This window comes from Clostridium sp. UBA7339 (genome assembly GCF_002470865.1).
Taxonomy (GTDB): domain Bacteria; phylum Bacillota; class Clostridia; order Clostridiales; family Clostridiaceae; genus Clostridium_J; species Clostridium_J sulfidigenes.
Genome location: NZ_DKPI01000012.1, coordinates 383,885 through 404,161, shown reverse-complemented (window position 1 = coordinate 404,161; position 20,277 = coordinate 383,885). Strand labels below are relative to the sequence as shown.

Annotated in this window: 16 protein-coding genes; all 16 read right to left on the bottom strand. The window is 31.7% G+C overall.

Features of this window, described 5'->3' with window-relative positions; translation table 11 throughout:
* Positions 1 to 145: 145 nt before the first annotated feature.
* On the bottom strand, positions 146 to 688 hold the full coding sequence (locus B2S02_RS13690; protein ID WP_346846577.1) for an ECF transporter S component: 543 nt from the start codon (positions 686 to 688) through the stop codon (positions 146 to 148).
* A 107-nt stretch (positions 689 to 795) separates the two neighbouring features.
* Entirely contained in the window at positions 796 to 1,746 is a 951-nt protein-coding gene (locus tag B2S02_RS13685) for a xanthine dehydrogenase family protein molybdopterin-binding subunit (protein ID WP_346846576.1), read from the bottom strand.
* A 19-nt stretch (positions 1,747 to 1,765) separates the two neighbouring features.
* Positions 1,766 to 3,013: a xanthine dehydrogenase family protein molybdopterin-binding subunit gene (locus B2S02_RS13680; RefSeq protein ID WP_346920889.1), complete on the bottom strand. Its 1,248-nt coding sequence runs from the start codon at positions 3,011 to 3,013 to the stop codon at positions 1,766 to 1,768.
* 13 nt (positions 3,014 to 3,026) lie between these two features.
* Positions 3,027 to 3,494: a (2Fe-2S)-binding protein gene (locus tag B2S02_RS13675; protein WP_346846574.1), complete on the bottom strand. Its 468-nt coding sequence runs from the start codon at positions 3,492 to 3,494 to the stop codon at positions 3,027 to 3,029.
* 33 nt (positions 3,495 to 3,527) lie between these two features.
* A complete protein-coding gene (locus B2S02_RS13670; RefSeq protein WP_346879194.1) occupies positions 3,528 to 4,367 on the bottom strand; it encodes an FAD binding domain-containing protein in 840 nt (279 codons plus the stop codon).
* 132 nt (positions 4,368 to 4,499) lie between these two features.
* Positions 4,500 to 5,084, bottom strand: coding sequence for a TetR/AcrR family transcriptional regulator (locus B2S02_RS13665; protein WP_346846572.1), 585 nt, complete (start codon positions 5,082 to 5,084; stop codon positions 4,500 to 4,502).
* 57 nt (positions 5,085 to 5,141) lie between these two features.
* A complete protein-coding gene (gene guaD, locus B2S02_RS13660) occupies positions 5,142 to 6,422 on the bottom strand; it encodes a guanine deaminase (RefSeq protein ID WP_346846571.1) in 1,281 nt (426 codons plus the stop codon).
* Between the two features lie 74 nt (positions 6,423 to 6,496).
* Positions 6,497 to 9,136: a selenium-dependent xanthine dehydrogenase gene (gene xdh, locus B2S02_RS13655; RefSeq protein WP_346920888.1), complete on the bottom strand. Its 2,640-nt coding sequence runs from the start codon at positions 9,134 to 9,136 to the stop codon at positions 6,497 to 6,499.
* A gap of 153 nt (positions 9,137 to 9,289) precedes the next feature.
* Positions 9,290 to 10,768, bottom strand: a complete 1,479-nt coding sequence (locus tag B2S02_RS13650; RefSeq protein WP_346920887.1) for a pyridoxal-phosphate dependent enzyme — start codon at positions 10,766 to 10,768, stop codon at positions 9,290 to 9,292.
* Between the two features lie 43 nt (positions 10,769 to 10,811).
* On the bottom strand, positions 10,812 to 12,050 hold the full coding sequence (gene thrC / locus B2S02_RS13645; protein ID WP_346846568.1) for a threonine synthase: 1,239 nt from the start codon (positions 12,048 to 12,050) through the stop codon (positions 10,812 to 10,814).
* Positions 12,051 to 12,127: 77 nt separating this feature from the next.
* Positions 12,128 to 13,390, bottom strand: coding sequence for a YgeY family selenium metabolism-linked hydrolase (locus tag B2S02_RS13640; protein ID WP_346920886.1), 1,263 nt, complete (start codon positions 13,388 to 13,390; stop codon positions 12,128 to 12,130).
* A 195-nt stretch (positions 13,391 to 13,585) separates the two neighbouring features.
* Entirely contained in the window at positions 13,586 to 14,407 is an 822-nt protein-coding gene (yqeB, locus tag B2S02_RS13635) for a selenium-dependent molybdenum cofactor biosynthesis protein YqeB (RefSeq protein ID WP_346846566.1), read from the bottom strand.
* Positions 14,408 to 14,423: 16 nt separating this feature from the next.
* Positions 14,424 to 15,005 (bottom strand): molybdenum cofactor cytidylyltransferase, encoded by a 582-nt coding sequence (mocA, locus tag B2S02_RS13630; protein WP_346876950.1) that lies wholly within the window; start codon positions 15,003 to 15,005, stop codon positions 14,424 to 14,426.
* A gap of 12 nt (positions 15,006 to 15,017) precedes the next feature.
* Positions 15,018 to 15,842, bottom strand: a complete 825-nt coding sequence (gene yqeC, locus B2S02_RS13625) for a selenium cofactor biosynthesis protein YqeC (protein ID WP_346846564.1) — start codon at positions 15,840 to 15,842, stop codon at positions 15,018 to 15,020.
* A 16-nt stretch (positions 15,843 to 15,858) separates the two neighbouring features.
* On the bottom strand, positions 15,859 to 17,187 hold the full coding sequence (gene ssnA, locus B2S02_RS13620; RefSeq protein ID WP_346879197.1) for a putative aminohydrolase SsnA: 1,329 nt from the start codon (positions 17,185 to 17,187) through the stop codon (positions 15,859 to 15,861).
* 48 nt (positions 17,188 to 17,235) lie between these two features.
* On the bottom strand, positions 17,236 to 20,268 hold the full coding sequence (ygfK, locus tag B2S02_RS13615; RefSeq protein WP_346920885.1) for a putative selenate reductase subunit YgfK: 3,033 nt from the start codon (positions 20,266 to 20,268) through the stop codon (positions 17,236 to 17,238).
* Between the last annotated feature and the right edge of the window lie 9 nt (positions 20,269 to 20,277).

The window sequence follows — 20,277 nt, the reverse complement described above, 5'->3', positions numbered from 1 at the left end:
AGAAAGAAATAAAAACCTTTAGATACTATTATTATCTAAAGGTTTTTACTTAATATTTAATATTTATAGGAACTTTATACTATATTTCTAATCAAATTTATCCTAAAAAATATAACTTTCATAAAATAAAACTATAAGAAATGTGTTATACCGCTACATCTTCAGGCTCTTCTTTCTTTTTTTCACCTATAGTAGATAAATTAATTCCTAATCCTTTTTGTATTATTCTAATAATTGGAAGAGAAATTAAACCATCTATAACGTGATGAATTATAGTTCCTATTCCTGTTACAACAATTGATAAAACTATATTGCCTGTAAATATAAGTACTACTAATCCTTCAAAAATTCCATGTATTGGTGCTGTAAAAGCTACAACTTTACCATAAGACATTTTTTTCACAATCATTTTAGCTCCAATGTATCCTACTACTATATGAGATGATGCTCTCATTGCTACAATTGGATCTCCTATAGCAAATAAAAAACCTACCACTGAACCAATTCCAACTACTGCAGCCTCAAAAGGTCCTAAGAACATAGCAATAAACATAGGTACGTGTGATGCCAAAGTTGCAGAGAATGGTGGTATATATACCTTAAGAAAAGGCCCAAATATTACTGGTATTATAATAGACATAGCTATTAATAATGAACTAATTACCATCTTTTTTAGATTTGTTTTCATTTTTATCCTCCTACCTGTACTGTATATACATTAGTATATATCATAAAGTTACAGTTGTAAATAGAAAGTATCCATTATAAAAAAACAATGGATACTTTCTATTTAAATCAGTTATAAATTTGACCTTTTTTTTCTTTTAACGCTAATAATAACTTATCACATATTACAGGTATGCTATACATTCTAACTCCTACTGCATCATATATGGCATTTAATATAGCTGGAGCTGTAGGTATCATTACAGGCTCTCCAATTCCTTTAGCTCCATAAGGACCTGATTCCTCAAATTCCTCCACAAAATAAGTATCTATATGTGGTACATCTTTACTGGTTGGTATTATATAATTTGAAAAATTTCTATTTTTTATAGAACCGTTTTCTATTTCTATTTCTTCCATAAGTGCATAACCTATTCCCATGGCAACTCCGCCTTGTGCCTGACCTTCTGCGGAAGCTGGATTTATTATTTTTCCTGCGTCATTTACAGCTATAACTTCAATTATGTCAACCTTGCCAGTTTCATCATCTACTTCAATAGTAACTTTTTGTGCTCCAAAGGTATAAGGCCAATAAGGATTACCTTCACCAGTTTCCATATCAATTTGTGAAGTTTCTGCTTTAAAATAACCTTCTGTCTTTATCGGAATTCCCTTTTCTTTCATTTGCTTATAAAGGAGCTTTATTTCTTCTTTATGAATACAGTTATCGTTTGATCTACTTAAACCTTTATTTAAATTACTTCTAAGTTTTTTACAAGCATCATATACAGCATTTCCTGTATTGTAAGTTTGTCTACTTGCTGCTGCAGTACCACTATCTTTTACAAAGCTAGTGTTATCATACATTACTTTAATTAGATTTTTATCTGTATTTAGTGTTTCTGTAGCAATTTGCCACATCACACTTATACCACCAGAACCTACATCTGAAACTTCCACATATACTACAATTTCACCATCTTCCCTAAGTTCTGCCGTTGCTCTTGATTCATCAGGAAACCCATTTCCATACCCAGTACCATAAAATATAGTAGCATACCCTACACCACGGTTCTTCATATCAATTTCACACCTTCTTTTAAATTTCTACTCCATCAAGGTCTGCAAGCTTTTCTATACATTTTTTAAGACCTACACTTGATTTTAACACTTGACCTGTAGCAGTTTTATCTCCTACTTTAAAAGCATTTATATATCTAAATTTTAGTGGGTGAATCCCAATCTTTTCAGCTAACATATCCATCTGACTTTCTGTAGCAATAGGACATTGTGTTGCTCCAAATCCTCTCATTGCCCCACTATATGGATTATTGGTATATACAGCCATGGCTCTTATATCTACATTTTGTATATTATATGGACCGGTAGCATGTACTGCGGCCTTTCTTAATACATTTATCCCCCATGAAGCATATGCACCAGTATCTCCATAGATTCTAGCTTTTAACGCACAAAGTTTACCATCTTCTCTCACCCCTGTTTTTAAAAAAATTTTCATAGGGTGTCTTTTACTATGGGATATAGTAGATTCTTCTCTATCATAAACTACCTTAACTGGTTTTTCAGTCAAATAAGCTGCAATTGCCGCGTGACATTGTGGATTAATATCTTCTCTACCTCCAAAGGCTCCACCAATAGTCATATTTCTAATTCTAACCTTTTCTTCCTCAATATTTAAGCACCTAGCTACCTCTTCTCTATCATAATGTGGATATTGAGTTGCAACATATACTTCTACCACTCCCTCTTCATCAACTCTGCTTACAGATGCCTCAGGCTGTAGAAAAGCATGTTCTACCATAGGAGTATTATACCAGTTCTCTACTATATATTTAGCTTCCTCAAATCCATCATCAATATTCCCTTTTTTTATCTTTAAATCATAAAGTAAATTACTTACTTCACCTAAAATTGGAGCATCTTCTTTTAAAGCATCCTCAATATTAAAAATACCCTTAAACTCTTCATACTCTATTTTCACATTATTTAAAGCGTCTTTTAAAGCTTCCTTATTTTTAGCAACTATTATAATTATGGGATCCCCTACTCTTTTAATTATATCTTTTACAAGAGTAGGAATATCCTTAAATACAACACCATGACTTATAGCTCCTGGTATCATAGTATAATCTATGACCATTTCCACATATTCCATGGATCTTATTTCTTCCATATTTATATTTTTAACTTTTCCATAGGGAATTGTACTTCTTTTTACTCCAGCATATAACATACCTTCAAATTCTAAATCGTCAGGATAAATCGATTTACCTAGTACTTTATTGTATACATCTGGCCTTATAAGTCCTCTTCCAACAGACTCCATTGCAACCTCTCCTCTAATTATTTTTCAACTTGCTTTGAGCTAAAATTATGCCTTGAACTATTTTGTCATAACCTGTACACCTGCAAAGGTTTCCTGAAATACTTTCCCTTATTTCCTCTTCAGTTGCATCTATGTTTTTATCTAGTATAGCTTTAGCACTTAGTATCATTCCTGGAGTACAATATCCGCATTGAACTGCTCCTACCTCCATAAAAGCTTCTTGAATGGGATGTATTCCGTTATTACTAATACCTTCTATAGTAATTATTTCGCAACCATCTAAAGTTGCAGCTAGTAAAAGGCAAGAATTCACGATTTTACCATCTAGAATAACAGTGCAAGCACCACACTCTCCTTCTCCACACCCTTCCTTTGTTCCTTTTAGCTTAATTTCGTCCCTTATAAAATCTATTAGTCTCATCATACTATTTATATTTCTTTTATATTCAATTCCATTTATTTTTATATTTACTTCTACCACAACATACCTCTTTTCTATAATTCAAAATTATATCTACTGCTGTAAAGCGTTATCTAAGGCTCTTTTAAATACACCTTTAATTGCCTCCCTTTTAAAAGGCATAGTTTTCCTACCCTCAATGCTTTTCTCTACAATACTTTCTAAATATTCTAAAGCTTCTTCAGAATATAGCCATTTAATATCTTTTCCCAAAGACCTTTCTTCTAACTCTTTAGCCCTAAAGGGATATCTTCCAACTGCTCCAAGACATATATTTATAGCACAAATCCTATCTTTTTTTATTTCTAAATTTACAGCAGCACTTACTCTTGAAATGGCTAAAGAATTTCTTTTACCTAACTTGTAATAGCCACTTATGTTTTGTGTTTTAGGTATAATAATATGAGTTAATATTTCATTTTCTTTTAATCTCTCTTCTTTATAATTTTCAAAATATTCTTCGCAACTTACTCTTCTTATTGCTTCTTCTGATTCTATAAGTAATATTCCTCCTAAACTAATTATACAAGGTATTATATCAGCTGCTGATCCTCCATTAGCAATGTTACCTCCAACAGTGGCTACATTTCTAATTTGTGGTGATCCCATAGACATACTACAATTTAAAAGTAAATTACAGTAATCCTTTATAATATTATTTTCAATTAAATCACTAAAAGTCACCATAGCACCAATATATATTTCATCCTTATCATCTACTATTTTTTTCAAATCTGAAATTTTTTCTAAGGAAACTATGGATTCGCACTTTACTTTATTTCTTTTAAAGTCTAGAACTAAGTCTGTTCCCCCAGCTAACAGTTTAAGATTAGAATGATCTTTCATATATTCTTTAACTTCTTCTATAGTTTTAGGACTGTAAATTTTCAACACTTTTACGCTATACCCCCATTCATATATATTTATTCAATTTATTCATTTTATTCAAATTTATTACATATAATTTTTAAAAAAATCTTCTATATTAAATATATAGAAGACTTATTTTACTGTAATGACATTATTTTATTTTGTTTTGTTGCATGCCGTTAATATCATCTCTTCTGCAACTTGAAAATAATCATCTAAATCAAATTTCCCTTCGTCGATTAAGTACTGTAATGAAGCCCCTAACATTAAGGATACCATTACAAAAGGAATATTTCTCATAGTTTTATCATCAATTCCTTCTTGTTCTTCTTTAGAAAAAGTCTCTTCTATACTCTTTCTCCAGATATTAAAGGTATTTTGAAATATAATCCTTATCTCTTCATTTACAGTTCCTTGAACCCAATAATCAATTTGGGCATATTCCATCTTTTTATTTATTAAAATATCATCTTTTTTCTGTTCAAAGAACCCTTGAATATTTTCAGTAACAGTTTTAGCTTCAGTATCTATATAGTTCTTACGACCCTTAGAAAACTCCTCTTGTATGCTATTAAGTAATGCTACCATAATATCATTCTTAGTAGAGAAGTGATAGTGTAGGTTAGCTTGGCTCATATTAGCCTCCTTAGCAATTATATGCATACGAGTTCCACTAATTTTTTCCTTAGATACTACTTCAAGTGCCGCTTTAAGTATCCTCTTATCCACATCTTTTTCCATGATTAACCTTCTTTCTCACTTAACCCTAATTTCATCTAAAAGTATATAGTTTTTAATTTACATATATGGCTCATCTATAACTTTTCCAGCCACATACCTTTTAATGATATTTTTAGGATTTCCTGTGTAAATAAATTTTTGTAATCTTTCTTGTATTGATAGTTTTTTGAAACTTTTTAATGAACTATCATCTATAATTAATGCATCAAATTCGTAATCTTTTTCAAAACTACCAACCTTTCCAAAGAAACTTCCACTTCCCTTAGTTGCTAAATAAAACAATTCAGCTGTATTTAGTGGTGCTTCTTTTTTTCCACTTTCAAGCCATTTAATGTTTGATGCTTGTGCACTGTCTACTATTACGTTGCACATAGACAAGCTATGTCCTCCTGATATGTCAGAAGCAAGTCCAATTGGTATTCCTTCAGTTATAAATTTTCTAATTGGAGCTATACCACTTGCTAAATTGGAGTTTGAATTTGGACTATGAGCTACAAACACTTTATTCTGCCTAAGCATTTCTATTTCTTCATCTTCAAGTAATACGCAGTGAGCCATAATTGTTGGTTGGTTACCAAGAAGCCCTGCATCTTTATAAATACTGGCATAATTTTTATACTCTGGATGCAAGGATTTTACAAATTCTATTTCATCTTTATTTTCACTTAAGTGTGACTGTACTGGTATTTTATATTTTTCAGCTAAGTCACCTAATCCTCTTAATAATTTCGTAGTACAAGTTGGGACAAATCTAGGAGTTATAATTGGTTTTACACGTTCATACTTATCCCCATATGCATTTATAAAGTTTTCCGTATCTTCAATAGATTTCACTGAATCTTCTCTTAAAAATTCCGGACAATTTCTATCCATATTTACCTTTCCTACATAAGCACCGAGACCTGAATGGTTTAAGATATCCATTAAGAGCTTTGTTGAATCTAGATGTACTGTGGCAAATATACAACTTCTAGTAGTTCCATTTTTCCAAAGTTCTCTTGCTAAACTAGTGTATACATCTTTTGCATAGGTTGTATCCCAATACTTTTCTTCCTCTGGAAAAGTATATGTCTCTAACCATGGCATTAATTCCTTGTCTAATCCTAACCCTAAATTAGGAAATTGAGGTCCATGAAGGTGCAAATCAACAAAACCAGGAATAATTAATTTATCTCCATAATCTGTTACTAATGCGTTTTTAAGTTCTTCTGGTAATACTTCATATACTCCCTTTATTATCTTATTCACTAGTACCACATACCCATTTTCGATTATTTCATATTCTCCAAAGTTTTTGGTAAAAATAATGTTTCCTTTTATTGCTTTAATCTGGCTCATCACATTCCTCCTTAATTAAATTATCATATTCAAACTATAATTTAATCTTTCTACCTAGTGAACTCTTTTTCTTCTTATTTCTTATAAAATGTATCTTCTAGAGGTAAATTAGTTCGGAATTTATGATCTAGCATATAGTAAGCTCCTTGAATTGCCGGCGCTGTTGGGATAGATGTTATTTCTCCTATCCCTTTTGCCCCATAGGCTAAATCACTAGTATTCTTTTCTATTATTATAGGTAATATCTTAGGAACTGCTGGAGCTCTAAATAAACCTAAAGTTCCAAATTTAGCTATAGGTATGCAATTATTAAGTGGATAATCCTCTGTTAAAGCATATCCTAAACTCATAACAACTCCCCCCTCAATTTGTCCTTCCACGTTTATAGGATTGATTGCTCTTCCTACATCATGAGCAGCAACTATCTCTTTAAGTTTACCATTTTTATCAAGTATTGCAAGCTGTGTTGCATACCCATAGGCTACATGACTAACAGGATTTTCCTTTGGAGAATTTATCGGGTCTGTTATTCCCCTGTATTCTCCATAAAATTCTCTATCATTTAAAAAATTCAGAACCTTATCTGTATTATTTAAGAGCCATTTTCTAATGATACTACGATCTATGCAACTTTCTTTTGCATAGTTTATTAATTTTTCTTCACTATATTGCTTCATCACTTCTTCCATAAACTTCATCGTGGCAATCCTAACAGCCTCTCCTGTAAACAATGTCTGTCTTGAAGCTGTAGTTGTTCCTGAATTAGGTGAATCAAAGGTATCAGGAAAACCTATTGCAACTTTATTGGGTGATAATCCAGTAATTTCACAAATTATCTGTGTCATTATAGTACCTATGCCTTGCCCTATACAAGCTGCACTAGTTCTCACATTAATAACTCCATCTTTTATGACTAGGTTACACCTACCTATATCAGGAAGTCCAACTCCTATTCCACTATTTTTCATACAGCAAGCAATTCCTACAATTTCATTGTCATAATATTTATCTTTTACAGCTAGTAACGTTTCTTTAATTGCTGTACCTGAATCAGCTATCTGACCATTAGGAAGTATATCTCCTGGTTCTACAGCATTTCTATATCTAATTTCCCAGCTTGATATACCAACCTTTTCAGCTAAAAGATTTAAATTACACTCCCCTGCAAATACAGATTGAGTTACCCCAAATCCTCTAAAAGCTCCTGCAGGTGGATTATTAGTATAAACTGCTGTGCCAGTGATATCAACATTATCACATCTGTATGGCCCTGCAGCATGGGTACATGCCCTTTGTAATACTGGTCCTCCTAAAGATGCATATGCTCCAGTATCGGCAACTATATTAGCTATAAAAGCTGTTAATTTTCCTTCTTCATCACATGCTGTAGTTACTTCAATTTCCATAGCATGTCTTTTGGGGTGAATTATTATGCTTTCTTTCCTACTTAAAGTAATCTTCACAGGCATTTTTATAATATATGCTAGTAAAGCTGCATGATGTTGAACACTCATATCCTCTTTTCCACCAAAGCCACCTCCAACATATTTACTAATACACCTTATTTTTTTCTTAGGCAGCCCTAATAGTTCTGATATTTCTCTTTGCTCATCATAAATTCCTTGGGAGCCAGTATAAACTAGCACTCCATCTCCATCCGGCATTGACAAAGCACTTTCCGGCTCCAAAAAAGCATGCTCTGTGAATGGAGTTGAATAAGAATTAGTAACTATATATTTAGAGTTTTTTAATGCATCCTCAATATTACCTCTTATAACTCTTTCATTTCTATATATATTTCCTTCAGGATGAATTTTTGGAGCATCATATCTCATAGCCACTTCAGGTTTCGTTAGTGGTACAATCTCTTCATATTCTACTTCTATAAGCTGTAAAATTTCCGTTAAAGCCTTTTTTGATTTTGCAGCCACTAGTGCTATAGCATCTCCCACGTATCTAGTTTCTTCTCCCACTGCTATTAAAGCTGGCCAATCCTTTGAAATATGTCCAATATATCTATTCCCAGGTATATCCTTTGCTGTTAATATGGTTATAACATTAGGATGATTTAGAGCTTTATCTATATTAATTTTTTTAACCAGTGCTCTTGGATATTCTGTTCTTAATGCGGAACCATATACAAGCCCATCAACCTTCATATCATCAACATATATAGCAGTTCCCAAAATTTTATCCATAGCATCAATTCTTGTTAACGATTTTCCTATAGAACCGTTTCGTTCTAAATCAAAATTTAGTTTTCCCTGCCGAAAAATTTGTGCTGCTAATTCAATTGCTTCTATTATCTTTACATATCCTGTGCATCTGCATACATTTCCTTTAATAGCAGCTTTTATCTCCTCTTTAGATGGATTTAGATTTCTATTAAATAATCCCTTAGCACTAATCACCATGCCTGGAATACAAAATCCACACTGAACTGCACCAACCTTTGAAAAAGACCATGAAAATACTTGTTTTTCGAATTCTGATAAACCCTCAACAGTTTGTACTTCTTTACCATTAATTTTTCCAAGAGTATTTATGCACGCCCTTCCTTGAACTCCATTTATTAAAACCATACAAGCTCCACAAGCACCTTCTCCACACCCATTTTTAACTGATGTTAAATTTGCTTCTTCCCTTAAGTATTCAAGCAAGTTCATATTTTCTTTAAATGAAATATTTTTTCCGTTTAGCACAAACTCATACATAAATTTCCTCCCAATGATTTACTAATATATAAATTCACCAACATATTATATAGCTGAATAGGACCCATCAAATATAATATAAACTCAGGGTCCTAGCATATTTAAATTATAATGTATGCTTGATTACAAGGATATAAAATTTACTTTTATTTCTTATAAGTTTTTAACTTTTTCATTAAATTTCTCTATTAATTTATCTAATTCTGGTGCCATTTTATGAAGTCTTCCCCAATAATTATCATAGTCATACCATTGAGCATTTAATTCATTTAATTCATATTGCTGTTGTTCTATCCATGTATAATATTTCAAATTATGAATTCTCTTCTTAGCCGCATAAGTTAGTTCTTCCATAGAATCTGTTCTTATACCTATAATACTTCTGTTATAATCAACCATAGCATCCTTTTCTTCATATTTATGCCCTCTATCTTTTCTCATTTCTTCAAGTCTAGACTGATACATTTCTGCTGAGTCTGTAAGAACAGTTAATACCATATCATTTTCGTCAAGCTCATAGTACTTTGCAAATTTTATTGCAGATATTATATTGGCTGCTCCAGAAATACCTACCCAACTAAGTTTTTCTATGACTTCTTCTGATACTCCAATGGATCTTAAATATTGTCGACCAACTGGTTCATTAAATAGTCTAAACATAGTTACGCTATCATCGTCATCTATCGCGATAACCATATCTGTATTTTTTACATTGTGAATCCAAGGTACATGCTTATCTCCTATACCTTCAATTCTATGATCACCAAAACCATTATTTAAAAGTGTTGGACATTGAAGGGCTTCACCAACTGCAAGTTTAGCTCCTGGATATTTATCTTTAATGAAATCTCCGCTTCCTAAGGTACCTGCTGAACCTGAAGTCAAGCAAATACCAGCCACTTTTCCATTATCGCCTTTTTCATGTTCTATTATGGAAACCATGGCATTACCAGTTACTTCATAATGCCAAAGATGATTTCCAAGTTCGCCAAATTGATTAAATATAACAACATTATCTCTAGTTCTTCTGAGTTCCCAAGTCTTATCATAGATCTCTTTGACATTACTTTCACATCCTGGAGTTGCGATTACTTCTCCAGCTATGCTCTTAAGCCAATTAAAACGCTCTTTACTCATATTCTCAGGTAGAATAGCAATTGATTTACACCCTAGTAATGTTGAGTTATAAGCCCCTCCTCGGCAGTAATTTCCAGTTGATGGCCAAACAGCTTCATGAAACTTTGGATCAAATTGCCCTGTTACTAGTCTTGGTACAAGACAAGCATAACTTGCTCCAACTTTATGAGCTCCTATAGGAAAAAACTTTCCTGACATAGCAAAAATCCTAGCTTTAACTCCTGATATTTCTTGTGGTATTTCTATATAATTGGGTAATGTGTTATATAAACCGCCTTCTTTAATTGGCTGATTATACCAAGATATTCTAAATAAGTTGATTGGATCAATATCCCAAAGGCCAGTTTCGGCAAGTTTATTTTTAATCTCTTGTGGTATTTTATTTGGATCCTTCATTTGAGCAATAGTAGGAATAATTATATTTCTCTCTTTTGCACTCTCTGCTGTTTTTAGAATTTGATCCTCATTAACTTCTAAATCTATTAATTTATGCATTTTATATCCTCCTCAAAATCTTTATAAAGGAATTACTTATAATTCAAGACAAATATTTTAGATATTCAATTAATTTATTCATATCCGGCTTTATTAATTCTGGTTTATTAACTGCCTGTTGAGCTGATTTTATATCCTTAAGTCCACTACCAGAAACTACAATAATCACCGTTTCATCTTCTCTTATTTGGTCTAGTTCAACTAATTTTTTAAGTCCAGCAAAACTAGTTACTCCTGCTGGTTCCCCAAATACTCCAGTCTGCCTTGCTAAGGTTGTTATTGCACTTAAAATTTCTTCATCACTGACATCAATAGCAATCCCATTGCTTTCCTCAAGAGCATTTAAAGCTTTATATCCATTTCTCGGAATTCCTACAGATATACTATCTGCAATAGTTACTGGTGGTATATAACTAAATGCTCTTATTCCATTTCTATAAGCTCTATTAACTGGATTAGCTCCTTCTGCTTGTACTGATACCATTGTTGGAAGCCGATCTATTAAACCTAGTTCATAAAATTCCTTAAACCCTTTCCATACACTAGATATGGAACATCCATCCCCCACAGACATAATTACTTTGTCTGGCACCTTAAAGTTTAATTGCTCGCATATTTCAAAAGCAGCAGTTTTTTTCCCTTCTGCTAAGTAAGGATTTATGGCACAACTTCTGTTATACCAACCAAAATGATTCACAGCTTCTAAACAAAATCCAAATGCTACATCATAATCACCATCTACTAAAATTACATCACTTCCAAATACTAGAAGCTGCGTTAGTTTTGCCTCTGGAATGTTTTTAGGAACAAATATATAGTTTTTTATTCCCATACAAGCTGCAAATCCTGAAAGAGAAGAAGCTGCATTGCCTGTAGATGCTGCACACATAATACCTTTTTTTAGTTCTATTGCTTTGGCCACACCAATAGCTGTAGCTCTATCCTTAAAAGATGCTGTAGGATTCCTACCTTCATCCTTTACATATACATTCTTTATATTTAATAATTTTTCTAATCTATTGGCTTTATAAAGTGGTGTTCCTCCTATTTGTAAAGGTGCCATACCTTCTCTAGATTCCAGAGGAAGAATAGGAATATATCTCCAAACATTCTTATCTTCATTTTCCTTTAGATGTTCCTTAGTTAATTCCTTTTTAACTGAGTCCATATTATAAATTACATCTAGTGTTCCTTCTATGCCACAGTCTGGACAGTGATACATTACTTCTTCTCCAACTTTCTTACCACATTTAGAACATACTAATCCCTTAACTTTTTCCATAATTTCACCTCAGTTTTATTGATTTAACCTTTAAAAATCCTTCTCCTCCGTCGAATGAGTAAGTGCGACTAACCAAATCATAGATTTGAAGTTGTTTTAAATGAAACTCCTTCTACTTCGTCGAACTTACAGTATTCTTTTACGTAGGTAATTGGAATTAAAGCATACATAGCTGCACATTTTACAAGTTCATCTTTCCAGGTTAATTCATTTGGTGCATGAGCTTGATCTTCATGGCCTGGACCAAAGCCAACACAAGGTATACCATACCTTCCCATTATAGATACTGCATTAGTCGAAAATGTCCACTTATCTACTAATGGATCTTCCTTAAACAACCCTTTATAAGAATCTATTAAAGTTTTACAAGCTGGATGTGATTCTTCAAGAACCCAAGTTGGAAAATAGCACTCTGTTGGATAGATAAGTCCTGTATAGGCAGGTCTTTCATAGGTATACATTTCTACTTTAGCCTTAGCCTCTTTTACTGAAGGTAATTCTCTTATTTGATCTAAAGCGTATTCCCAAGTCTCCCCATTAGTAAGTCTTCTGTCTATGGAAACAGTACAACCATCAGCTACTGCACATCTAGAAGGTGAAGAAAAGAATATTTCTGAAACTGTTAAAGTTCCTTTTCCTAAGAATGGATCATCTATTAATCTTTTATTTAACTCTTTTAATTCATTAAGAATAGGACCCATTTTGAATATCGCATTATCTCCTCTTTCTGGTGCTGAACCATGACAACTAATTCCATGAGTTGTCACTTTTATTTCCATTCGCCCTCTGTGCCCTCTATAAATATTAGTTGAAGTTGGTTCAGTTATTACTACAAATTCTGGTTTTATCTTGTCTTCATTTATAATATATTGCCAGCATAATCCATCACAATCTTCTTCCTGTACAGTACCTGTAACTATTAGCGTGTAATCATCTTCTAAATTTAAATCTTTGATTATCTTACCTGCATAAACCATTGAAGCCATTCCACCTTCTTGATCAGAACCACCTCTACCATAAATAACTTCATCATCTTCATAACCCTCATATGGATCATTAGTCCAATTATTTATATCTCCAATTCCAACAGTATCAATATGAGCATCCATAGCAATTACACGTTTGCCATGTCCTATATAACCTAGTATATTTCCCATCTTGTCTATTTCTACTTTGTCAAAACCTACTTTTTCCATTTCCTCTTTGATTCTTAAAACTACTCTCTTTTCATCACAACTTTCACTAGGAATAGCTATCATGTCTCTTAAGAACCTTGTCATATCAGCCTTATAGTTTTTTGCTAACTTCAGTATTTCTTCCTGGCATGTAATTTCTGACATATTTAAATCCCCCTTTAAATATAAATATATTTTATTTTTCAACCATTATTTCAATAATTTAAATACTTACTAACTAATTAATTAGTTAATTCAAATAAAAACCTATATAATTCAATACAATTAACCTGCATTATAATCTAATTTATTGGTATTACTAAATAAGTTTAGTAATACCAATAAACTAGAAAATTTTATTTAGTTTGCTACAGATAAAAAGGGTTTAATAGATTGAAAGTATAATATTCCTTCTAGAACTGATCCACCTATAGTTCTTGACTTATCAGAAATAGTATTGCAATTACTGATCTCATCATGCCTTGGATCTACATCTGCAATTTTTAACCCCTTTGTAACATAAGTGTTATCTCTAATAATGCCTCTTAGCACTCCATCAATTTTAGCTTTTACTTCTAAATCATCTATTAGTGCTATAGTTTCATTAGATTTAACTATATCTCCTATTTGTCTTATATTCTTAATTTTTCCTTCATAAGAACTATAAATTACTCTTTCCTTTGCATAACCACATATAGATCCTGGTACTCCTGTATCCTCTAAAGCATATCCATCAAATATTAATCTTCCCAAACTATGTCCTCTCATTGTCTCTATTACTACATTTACATCTATACCTGCTTTAAATCCAGGACCTAATGCAATGGTTATAGGTGCCATATCTATAGTGGTACCTATATTTTTTTTCGCTAAAATTGCATCAACTACAGCAATAGGCCTAACCGTTTCAATGAGCTTTCCATATCTATCAACAGCTACCGGAATATATCCCATATCCCAAGCTTCTAGTATTTCATCATAGGTTCTAACAAGAACACCCTTCATACCTTCAATTGTTGTTTCACCATCAAATACTGCCTCACTAAAAGATACATTTCTTCTAATACTAGAAGGTATCTCTATCTCAAGTACTAGAACTTTAAATCCACTTCTATGAAGTTTTTGTATAGTACCTGAGGCAATATCGCCTCCACCTCTTACAATTATTCTATTATTTATCACCAAATCGTCCCCTTGCTTAATGATAATTTGATTGTAATAATTCTATATAATCCTTTTCTGTATCAATATCCCAAAGAAAATATTCTTCGTCTACTTCCACAAAAAATATATTATCCTCATGATTTTTTAAAATAGTTTTTCCGCCCAAATCTCCATTAAGTGCTAAAAGCTCATTTCGATACTTCCATGGAAATATTACAGGATTTCCTCTTCTACCTTTATAAATTGGTACAATAAACTTATCTTGATTTTTTTCAAATTTTTCGATAAGTTTATTTATAAGACTCTCATTTAAAAAAGGTTGATCCCCTGTAATAAAAGCATATCCAGATATTTTAGATGCAGCTTTCAACCCAAGTTTTATAGATTGACTTTGTCCCATATATGTCTGGGAGTTTTTAACTACTTTTAAATCTCTAGTCTGAGCTAACTCTGCTATTGTTTCATTGCCAGTTACTACAATTTTATCTTCTAAATTACTTCTACTTACTGCATCTAAAACATATTCTATTAGATATTTACCCTTATACTTTAATAGTAATTTATACCTTCCCATCCTAGTACTACGGCCTGATGCCATAACAATCCCAGTTACCACATTGAATCCCCCTTAAAGCTTTTCTGTAGATTCTTCATATATAACCCTATATGTTTTATTTAATAAACTTCCAATAAGTATTCCGTCTAATAACTTTAATTCTTTATTTTTTACTGTTATATATTCTATTAGATTTTCTAACTTCTTAAAGTCCTCTTCTTCTACCTTATTTATAAATAAAATTCTTCTACCTTTGGAGTTTTTAAATAATCCTTCTTTTTTAAATATTAAAGCTAGCAAATCTTCTTCATTTATACTATCTCCTACACTTTTATTTATAAGTTTTAAAAACTCATCAATCCTATGAATATTTCCATCATGGATTTTTAAATTTAAGGCTTCTCCGCTTAAAACTCCTATTGTTGTACTAGTAAAATTACTTACTACTGGCTCATCTTCCTTCCAAGCTTTTAAAGCTTTTTCTTTTGCTCCATCAGATTCTATTAAAATATAATCATAATTGTTAAGTATATTAGAAATACTTTTATCATCAATTCCAATGACTTTATTTTCTCCATTAACACTAGAACCATAAACATGAATTTCACTATCTGGTTCCTTTGTTTTACTTATATTTCCACAGTATACACATACTATATTTCCATTTAGAATATACTTACTTTCTTCATTAATATAAGCTCCAAAGCTGTCCTTTAGAATTAAACAATTGTATTGATTTCTTTTAGGTAGATATATTTTAGTTGTTGTTGTTATAAGAACTCTTCCTCTTTTTTTCAACTCTTCTGCTAGGATAAACATAAGAGTGGTCTTTCCTCCAGCTCCTACTATAGATATTTTTTCTCCTTTATTAACAGTAAGAACATTTAAAATGTCCACCCTTTTTCACTCCTTTTTAAAACCTCTTCCAAACCTCAGTTGCTAGTTCTCTACTTCTAGCCCTAATTCTTTCCTCATCTAAATTAACCAGTTTTCTATTCATCATTATAATCTTCCCATTTACAATAGTGGTTTCAACATGTCTCCCACTTATTCCAAATAGAATGTGACTATCTATATTATCTTTATATATAGGTGTTGGAGAATTATAGTCAACAATTATAACGTCAGCTAATGCACCTTCTTTTATAATTCCTATGGAATTATCTATAAATCTTTCAGTTATAACTCTATTTCCTTTGAAAAGCATTTGTGGTAATTCTACCCAAGCTACTGTTGAGTCTTTAGCTTCATGCCTTTGAATAGTACTTCCGGTTTTATAAGACTCTAAAATATCAGAGGTGTATCCATCTGTTCCTAACCCCAACAATATTTGTTTTTTAGCCATTTTTAAGATTTGCGATGTTCCCACTGCATTTCCCATATTAGATTGAGGATTATTAACTACTATGGAATTCTTTTCTTTCAGCATATCCATTTCCTCATCAGTTATGTGTACACAATGAATAGCCATAGTTTTATCAGAAAGAACACCTCTTTTATACCATCTTTCAATTACGCCTATACCATACTTTTCCATAGAATCTTGTACATCTTCAATTCCTTCAGCACAGTGTACATGGAATCCTGTATTTAAACCCTCTATGGCTGTTAGGCATCTCTCTACAGTATTTTCACTAATAGTCATGGATGCATGAAGTCCAAATAATCCTTTTATCATATCATTCTTTTCTCTATTACAATACTTTATAAATTCAATATTTTCTTCAATACTTTGTTTTATTACGTTCTCCCCATCTCTATCAGAAGTTTCATAACTCAGGTTACTTCTAATACCTACTTCCTTAGCTGCATCTGCAATAGTAAATAAACTCCCCCTTAAACCATCTGGACTGGAATGATGATCAAAGGAAGTTGTTACACCATTCTTAATTTGATCTATCATTGGAACTATTGCACTATAATATACATCCTCTAGAGTTAACTTTTTGTCTAATCTCCACCATAATCCCTTCAATATATCTAAAAAACATTTTGCTGGAGGACTATCATTAGCAATTCCTCTAGCAAAGGTACTGTAATAATGCATATGTGTATTTATAAAACCCGGCATTATTAATTTCCCTCTTGCATCAATGAATTTATAGTCTAGATATTTTTCTTTTAAATTTTTTGTAATTCCTACTTCTACAATTTTATCTTTTTCTATAACTATACATCCATCATCTATAATTGTGTTTAAATCATCTCTGGTTACCACTATCCCATTACCTACTAGTAGCATTCACACTCCCCCCTATAGATTAAATATTATAACCGTATTTATATACCTCTAGATTATATATTCATACCTGTTTACACAAGTTTTAATAATAGATTTCATTTCCTTGGAGATTGATTCTGAGTTATTTTCTTCAATACACCAATTATAAATTTCACCTTTTTCATCCCTAACTTTAAAAATACCTTTAATAGAATCTATTACACAGAAACCTGAATTGCTACTGTTTTCAAAATCTTCCTCACTCCAAAATATAGTAATTTTATCTTTGTAAGGATTACCTTTATATGGACAAAATACTCTACAATTTCCGCATTCATTACACATACCATCTAAATGTATAATTTGATGACCTACTATAGGACCTTCTTTAATATGGATAAACGCATTTGCTCTATTAGGACAAACATCTACGCATATTTCACAAATATTATTGCATTTAAGACATCTTATAGCCTCTTCCTTAGAAGGTATTGATTCAAGTAGTACACCTTTTCTTTCATAAGATTTCTTAAGTTCATATCCACAAGTATTTTCCTCAGCCCTAATGAGATCACAAGGCATATTTTCTTTTTTTAAAATGTCCCTAGTTATAATTTTCCCATGAGACAATGCTTCTACTATAGTACCTGGACCACTTTTAGCATCTCCGGCTATATATACGTTAGATATATTAGTTTCACATTTACTGTTTACTTCAGGAAGTTCTTTAGAATTTATATCTATACCAAGACTTTTAAATAATTTTGAATCTATTTTTTCTCCAACAGCTGCTATAACTGTAGTTGCATTTATACTTTCATATTTTCCTAAGGAAATTGGACTTTTTCTACCTGATTTATCTTGTTCTCCTAAAATCATTCTTTCACAAACAAGAATATTATCTTCTAACGCTACAGGGGATAATAACTCTTTAAATTCAATACCTTCTTCAATAGCTAATTTAATTTCTTCTCTACTAGCAGGCATTAAATCTTTAGTTCTCCTATATATAATAGTTACCTTTTCAACTCCATTAACTCTTTTGGCAGCACGAGATACATCCATGGCTACGTCCCCTCCACCAATAACACATACATGGGTTCCTAGTTTTATATCCTCACTGTTTTCTTTAAAATCCTCTAAGAATTCAATAGCATTTAAGACTTTATCAGTACCTCTTTTAAGTGAAATACTTGCTGGCTTCCAAGCTCCAGTTGCTAGGACAACATAATGAAAATTTTTCCTTAGAACATTTAGATCAACCTGTTCAGCTACATTAAAATTTATCTTAACTCCATGGCTTTTTACCATTTTAAAATCCTGTTCTAAAGCTAAATTATTTATTCTAAAACTTGGAATTACATAATTTATAATCCCATATGGTTTATCTCTTTTTTCAAATACTTCTACACTAATACCATTTCTTCTAAGGTACATCGCTGTAGATAAACCTGCTACCCCAGCTCCTATGATAGCTACCTTTTTATGACTTTTAATTGCGCATGGCTTTATATTCTTTATATATAATTCTTCAGCATTATCCACAGCTATTTTTTTCATTCTTCTAATTTCTAAGGAACTATCATAATCTAGTCTAGTACATTTATTTTGACAGTTATGATTACATAAAGTTCCTGTTATAGCTGGGGCTGCATTATCTCTAACTATTACTTGAAAAGCTTCATCATATTTTCCTTCTCCCACAAGCTCTATATACTTTGGAATCTGTTGTTCAATTGGACAGCCTTCACTACAAGGTGCAATTGTACAATCATATATTGGTAAGTCCTTATATAGTTTTCTACTTTTAACTACCCTTGCTTTCTTAAGGTGATGCTTATCATCAATTGATTCCTTTGCTAATATTTTTAGCAATTGCATGTCAATTGTTGACTTTCTATTAGAAATAAGTGGTTCTACCTTTTCAGCTATCTGTTTAACTCTTTCATAACCACCTGGTTTTAATATTGTAGTAGCAAAAGTTATTGGACATATTCCTGTTTTAAATATCTTATCTACATTAAAGAATTCAGCTCCACCAGAATATGAAATATATAATTTCCCTTCAAATTCCTCTGAAAGATTACTTGCCAAATTAATAGCTAAAGGATATAAAGATCTACCTGACATGTACATCTCTTCTCCTGGTAGTTCTTCATTTAATATCCTTACTGGAAGAGTATTTGTAAGTTTTACTCCAATCTCCATACTTTCCATTTCAGCTACGGCTTTTAATTTTTTTATCATTTTTATTCCATCATTGTATTGCAGATCATTTTTAAAATAATGTGAATTTAGTTTTATATATTCATAACCCATTTTATTAAGAATTTTTCTTACAAATGCTTCACCAAGCAATGTAGGATTCATCTTTACAAAGGTATGAAGATGTTTTTCTTTTAATAAATAAATAGCAATTCTTTCTATTTCTTGTGGAGGACATCCATGTAGAGTTGATAGGGTAATTGAATTGCACACCCTTGAAGGAATTTTATATAAATCTTCAATTGAAAATCTATAAAATTTTTCTATATTATTCTCCAACACTTGAATAGATTCCTTCCATATTTTTGTATTTTGTGAATTTTTCAAATTTTCTATGTAGGAATCTATTTTATCTGATTTTATTCCATCAAAATCATATCCTACACTCATGTTAAAAACAAAGTCTCTGTCTACACTTAAGTTAAGTTCCTTCATTAAAACATGTAATATAATCCAAGCTTTCACATATTCCTCAAAAGCTTCTTCTACAGTTAGTTCTGTAGACCACTCTACGTTATAGCATTCATCCTCAGCATTAATACATGGCTTTAACACTGGAAGATCTTCTCCATCAATAATCTGGACTGTCTTTAACTCAATAAATCTACTACCAGTAAGATATGCTGCTATAATATTTTGAGCTAATTGTGAACTAGGACCTGCTGCTGGTCCAATTGGTAGGCCTAACTTCTCTCCTAAAAAAGAGATAGTGTTATTAGGGATTCCATAGTAAAACTTATCTTTATGAATTCCAAAAATACTATCTTTAGTTTTTAGTTCAGTAAAAATCCAGTTAATGAGTTTTTCAAAACTTATTGGGCGTATTTTGTCACTCATATTTACTCC

Coding starts and splice junctions, on each gene's coding strand:
- B2S02_RS13690 (WP_346846577.1), bottom strand. CDS start 688: ATGAAAACAAATCTAAAAAAGATGGTAATTAGTTCATTATTAATAGCT.
- B2S02_RS13685 (WP_346846576.1), bottom strand. CDS start 1,746: ATGAAGAACCGTGGTGTAGGGTATGCTACTATATTTTATGGTACTGGG.
- B2S02_RS13680 (WP_346920889.1), bottom strand. CDS start 3,013: ATGGAGTCTGTTGGAAGAGGACTTATAAGGCCAGATGTATACAATAAA.
- B2S02_RS13665 (WP_346846572.1), bottom strand. CDS start 5,084: ATGGAAAAAGATGTGGATAAGAGGATACTTAAAGCGGCACTTGAAGTA.
- guaD (WP_346846571.1), bottom strand. CDS start 6,422: ATGAGCCAGATTAAAGCAATAAAAGGAAACATTATTTTTACCAAAAAC.
- xdh (WP_346920888.1), bottom strand. CDS start 9,136: ATGTATGAGTTTGTGCTAAACGGAAAAAATATTTCATTTAAAGAAAAT.
- B2S02_RS13650 (WP_346920887.1), bottom strand. CDS start 10,768: ATGCATAAATTAATAGATTTAGAAGTTAATGAGGATCAAATTCTAAAA.
- thrC (WP_346846568.1), bottom strand. CDS start 12,050: ATGGAAAAAGTTAAGGGATTAGTATGTTCTAAATGTGGTAAGAAAGTT.
- B2S02_RS13640 (WP_346920886.1), bottom strand. CDS start 13,390: ATGTCAGAAATTACATGCCAGGAAGAAATACTGAAGTTAGCAAAAAAC.
- ssnA (WP_346879197.1), bottom strand. CDS start 17,187: ATGCTACTAGTAGGTAATGGGATAGTGGTAACCAGAGATGATTTAAAC.
- ygfK (WP_346920885.1), bottom strand. CDS start 20,268: ATGAGTGACAAAATACGCCCAATAAGTTTTGAAAAACTCATTAACTGG.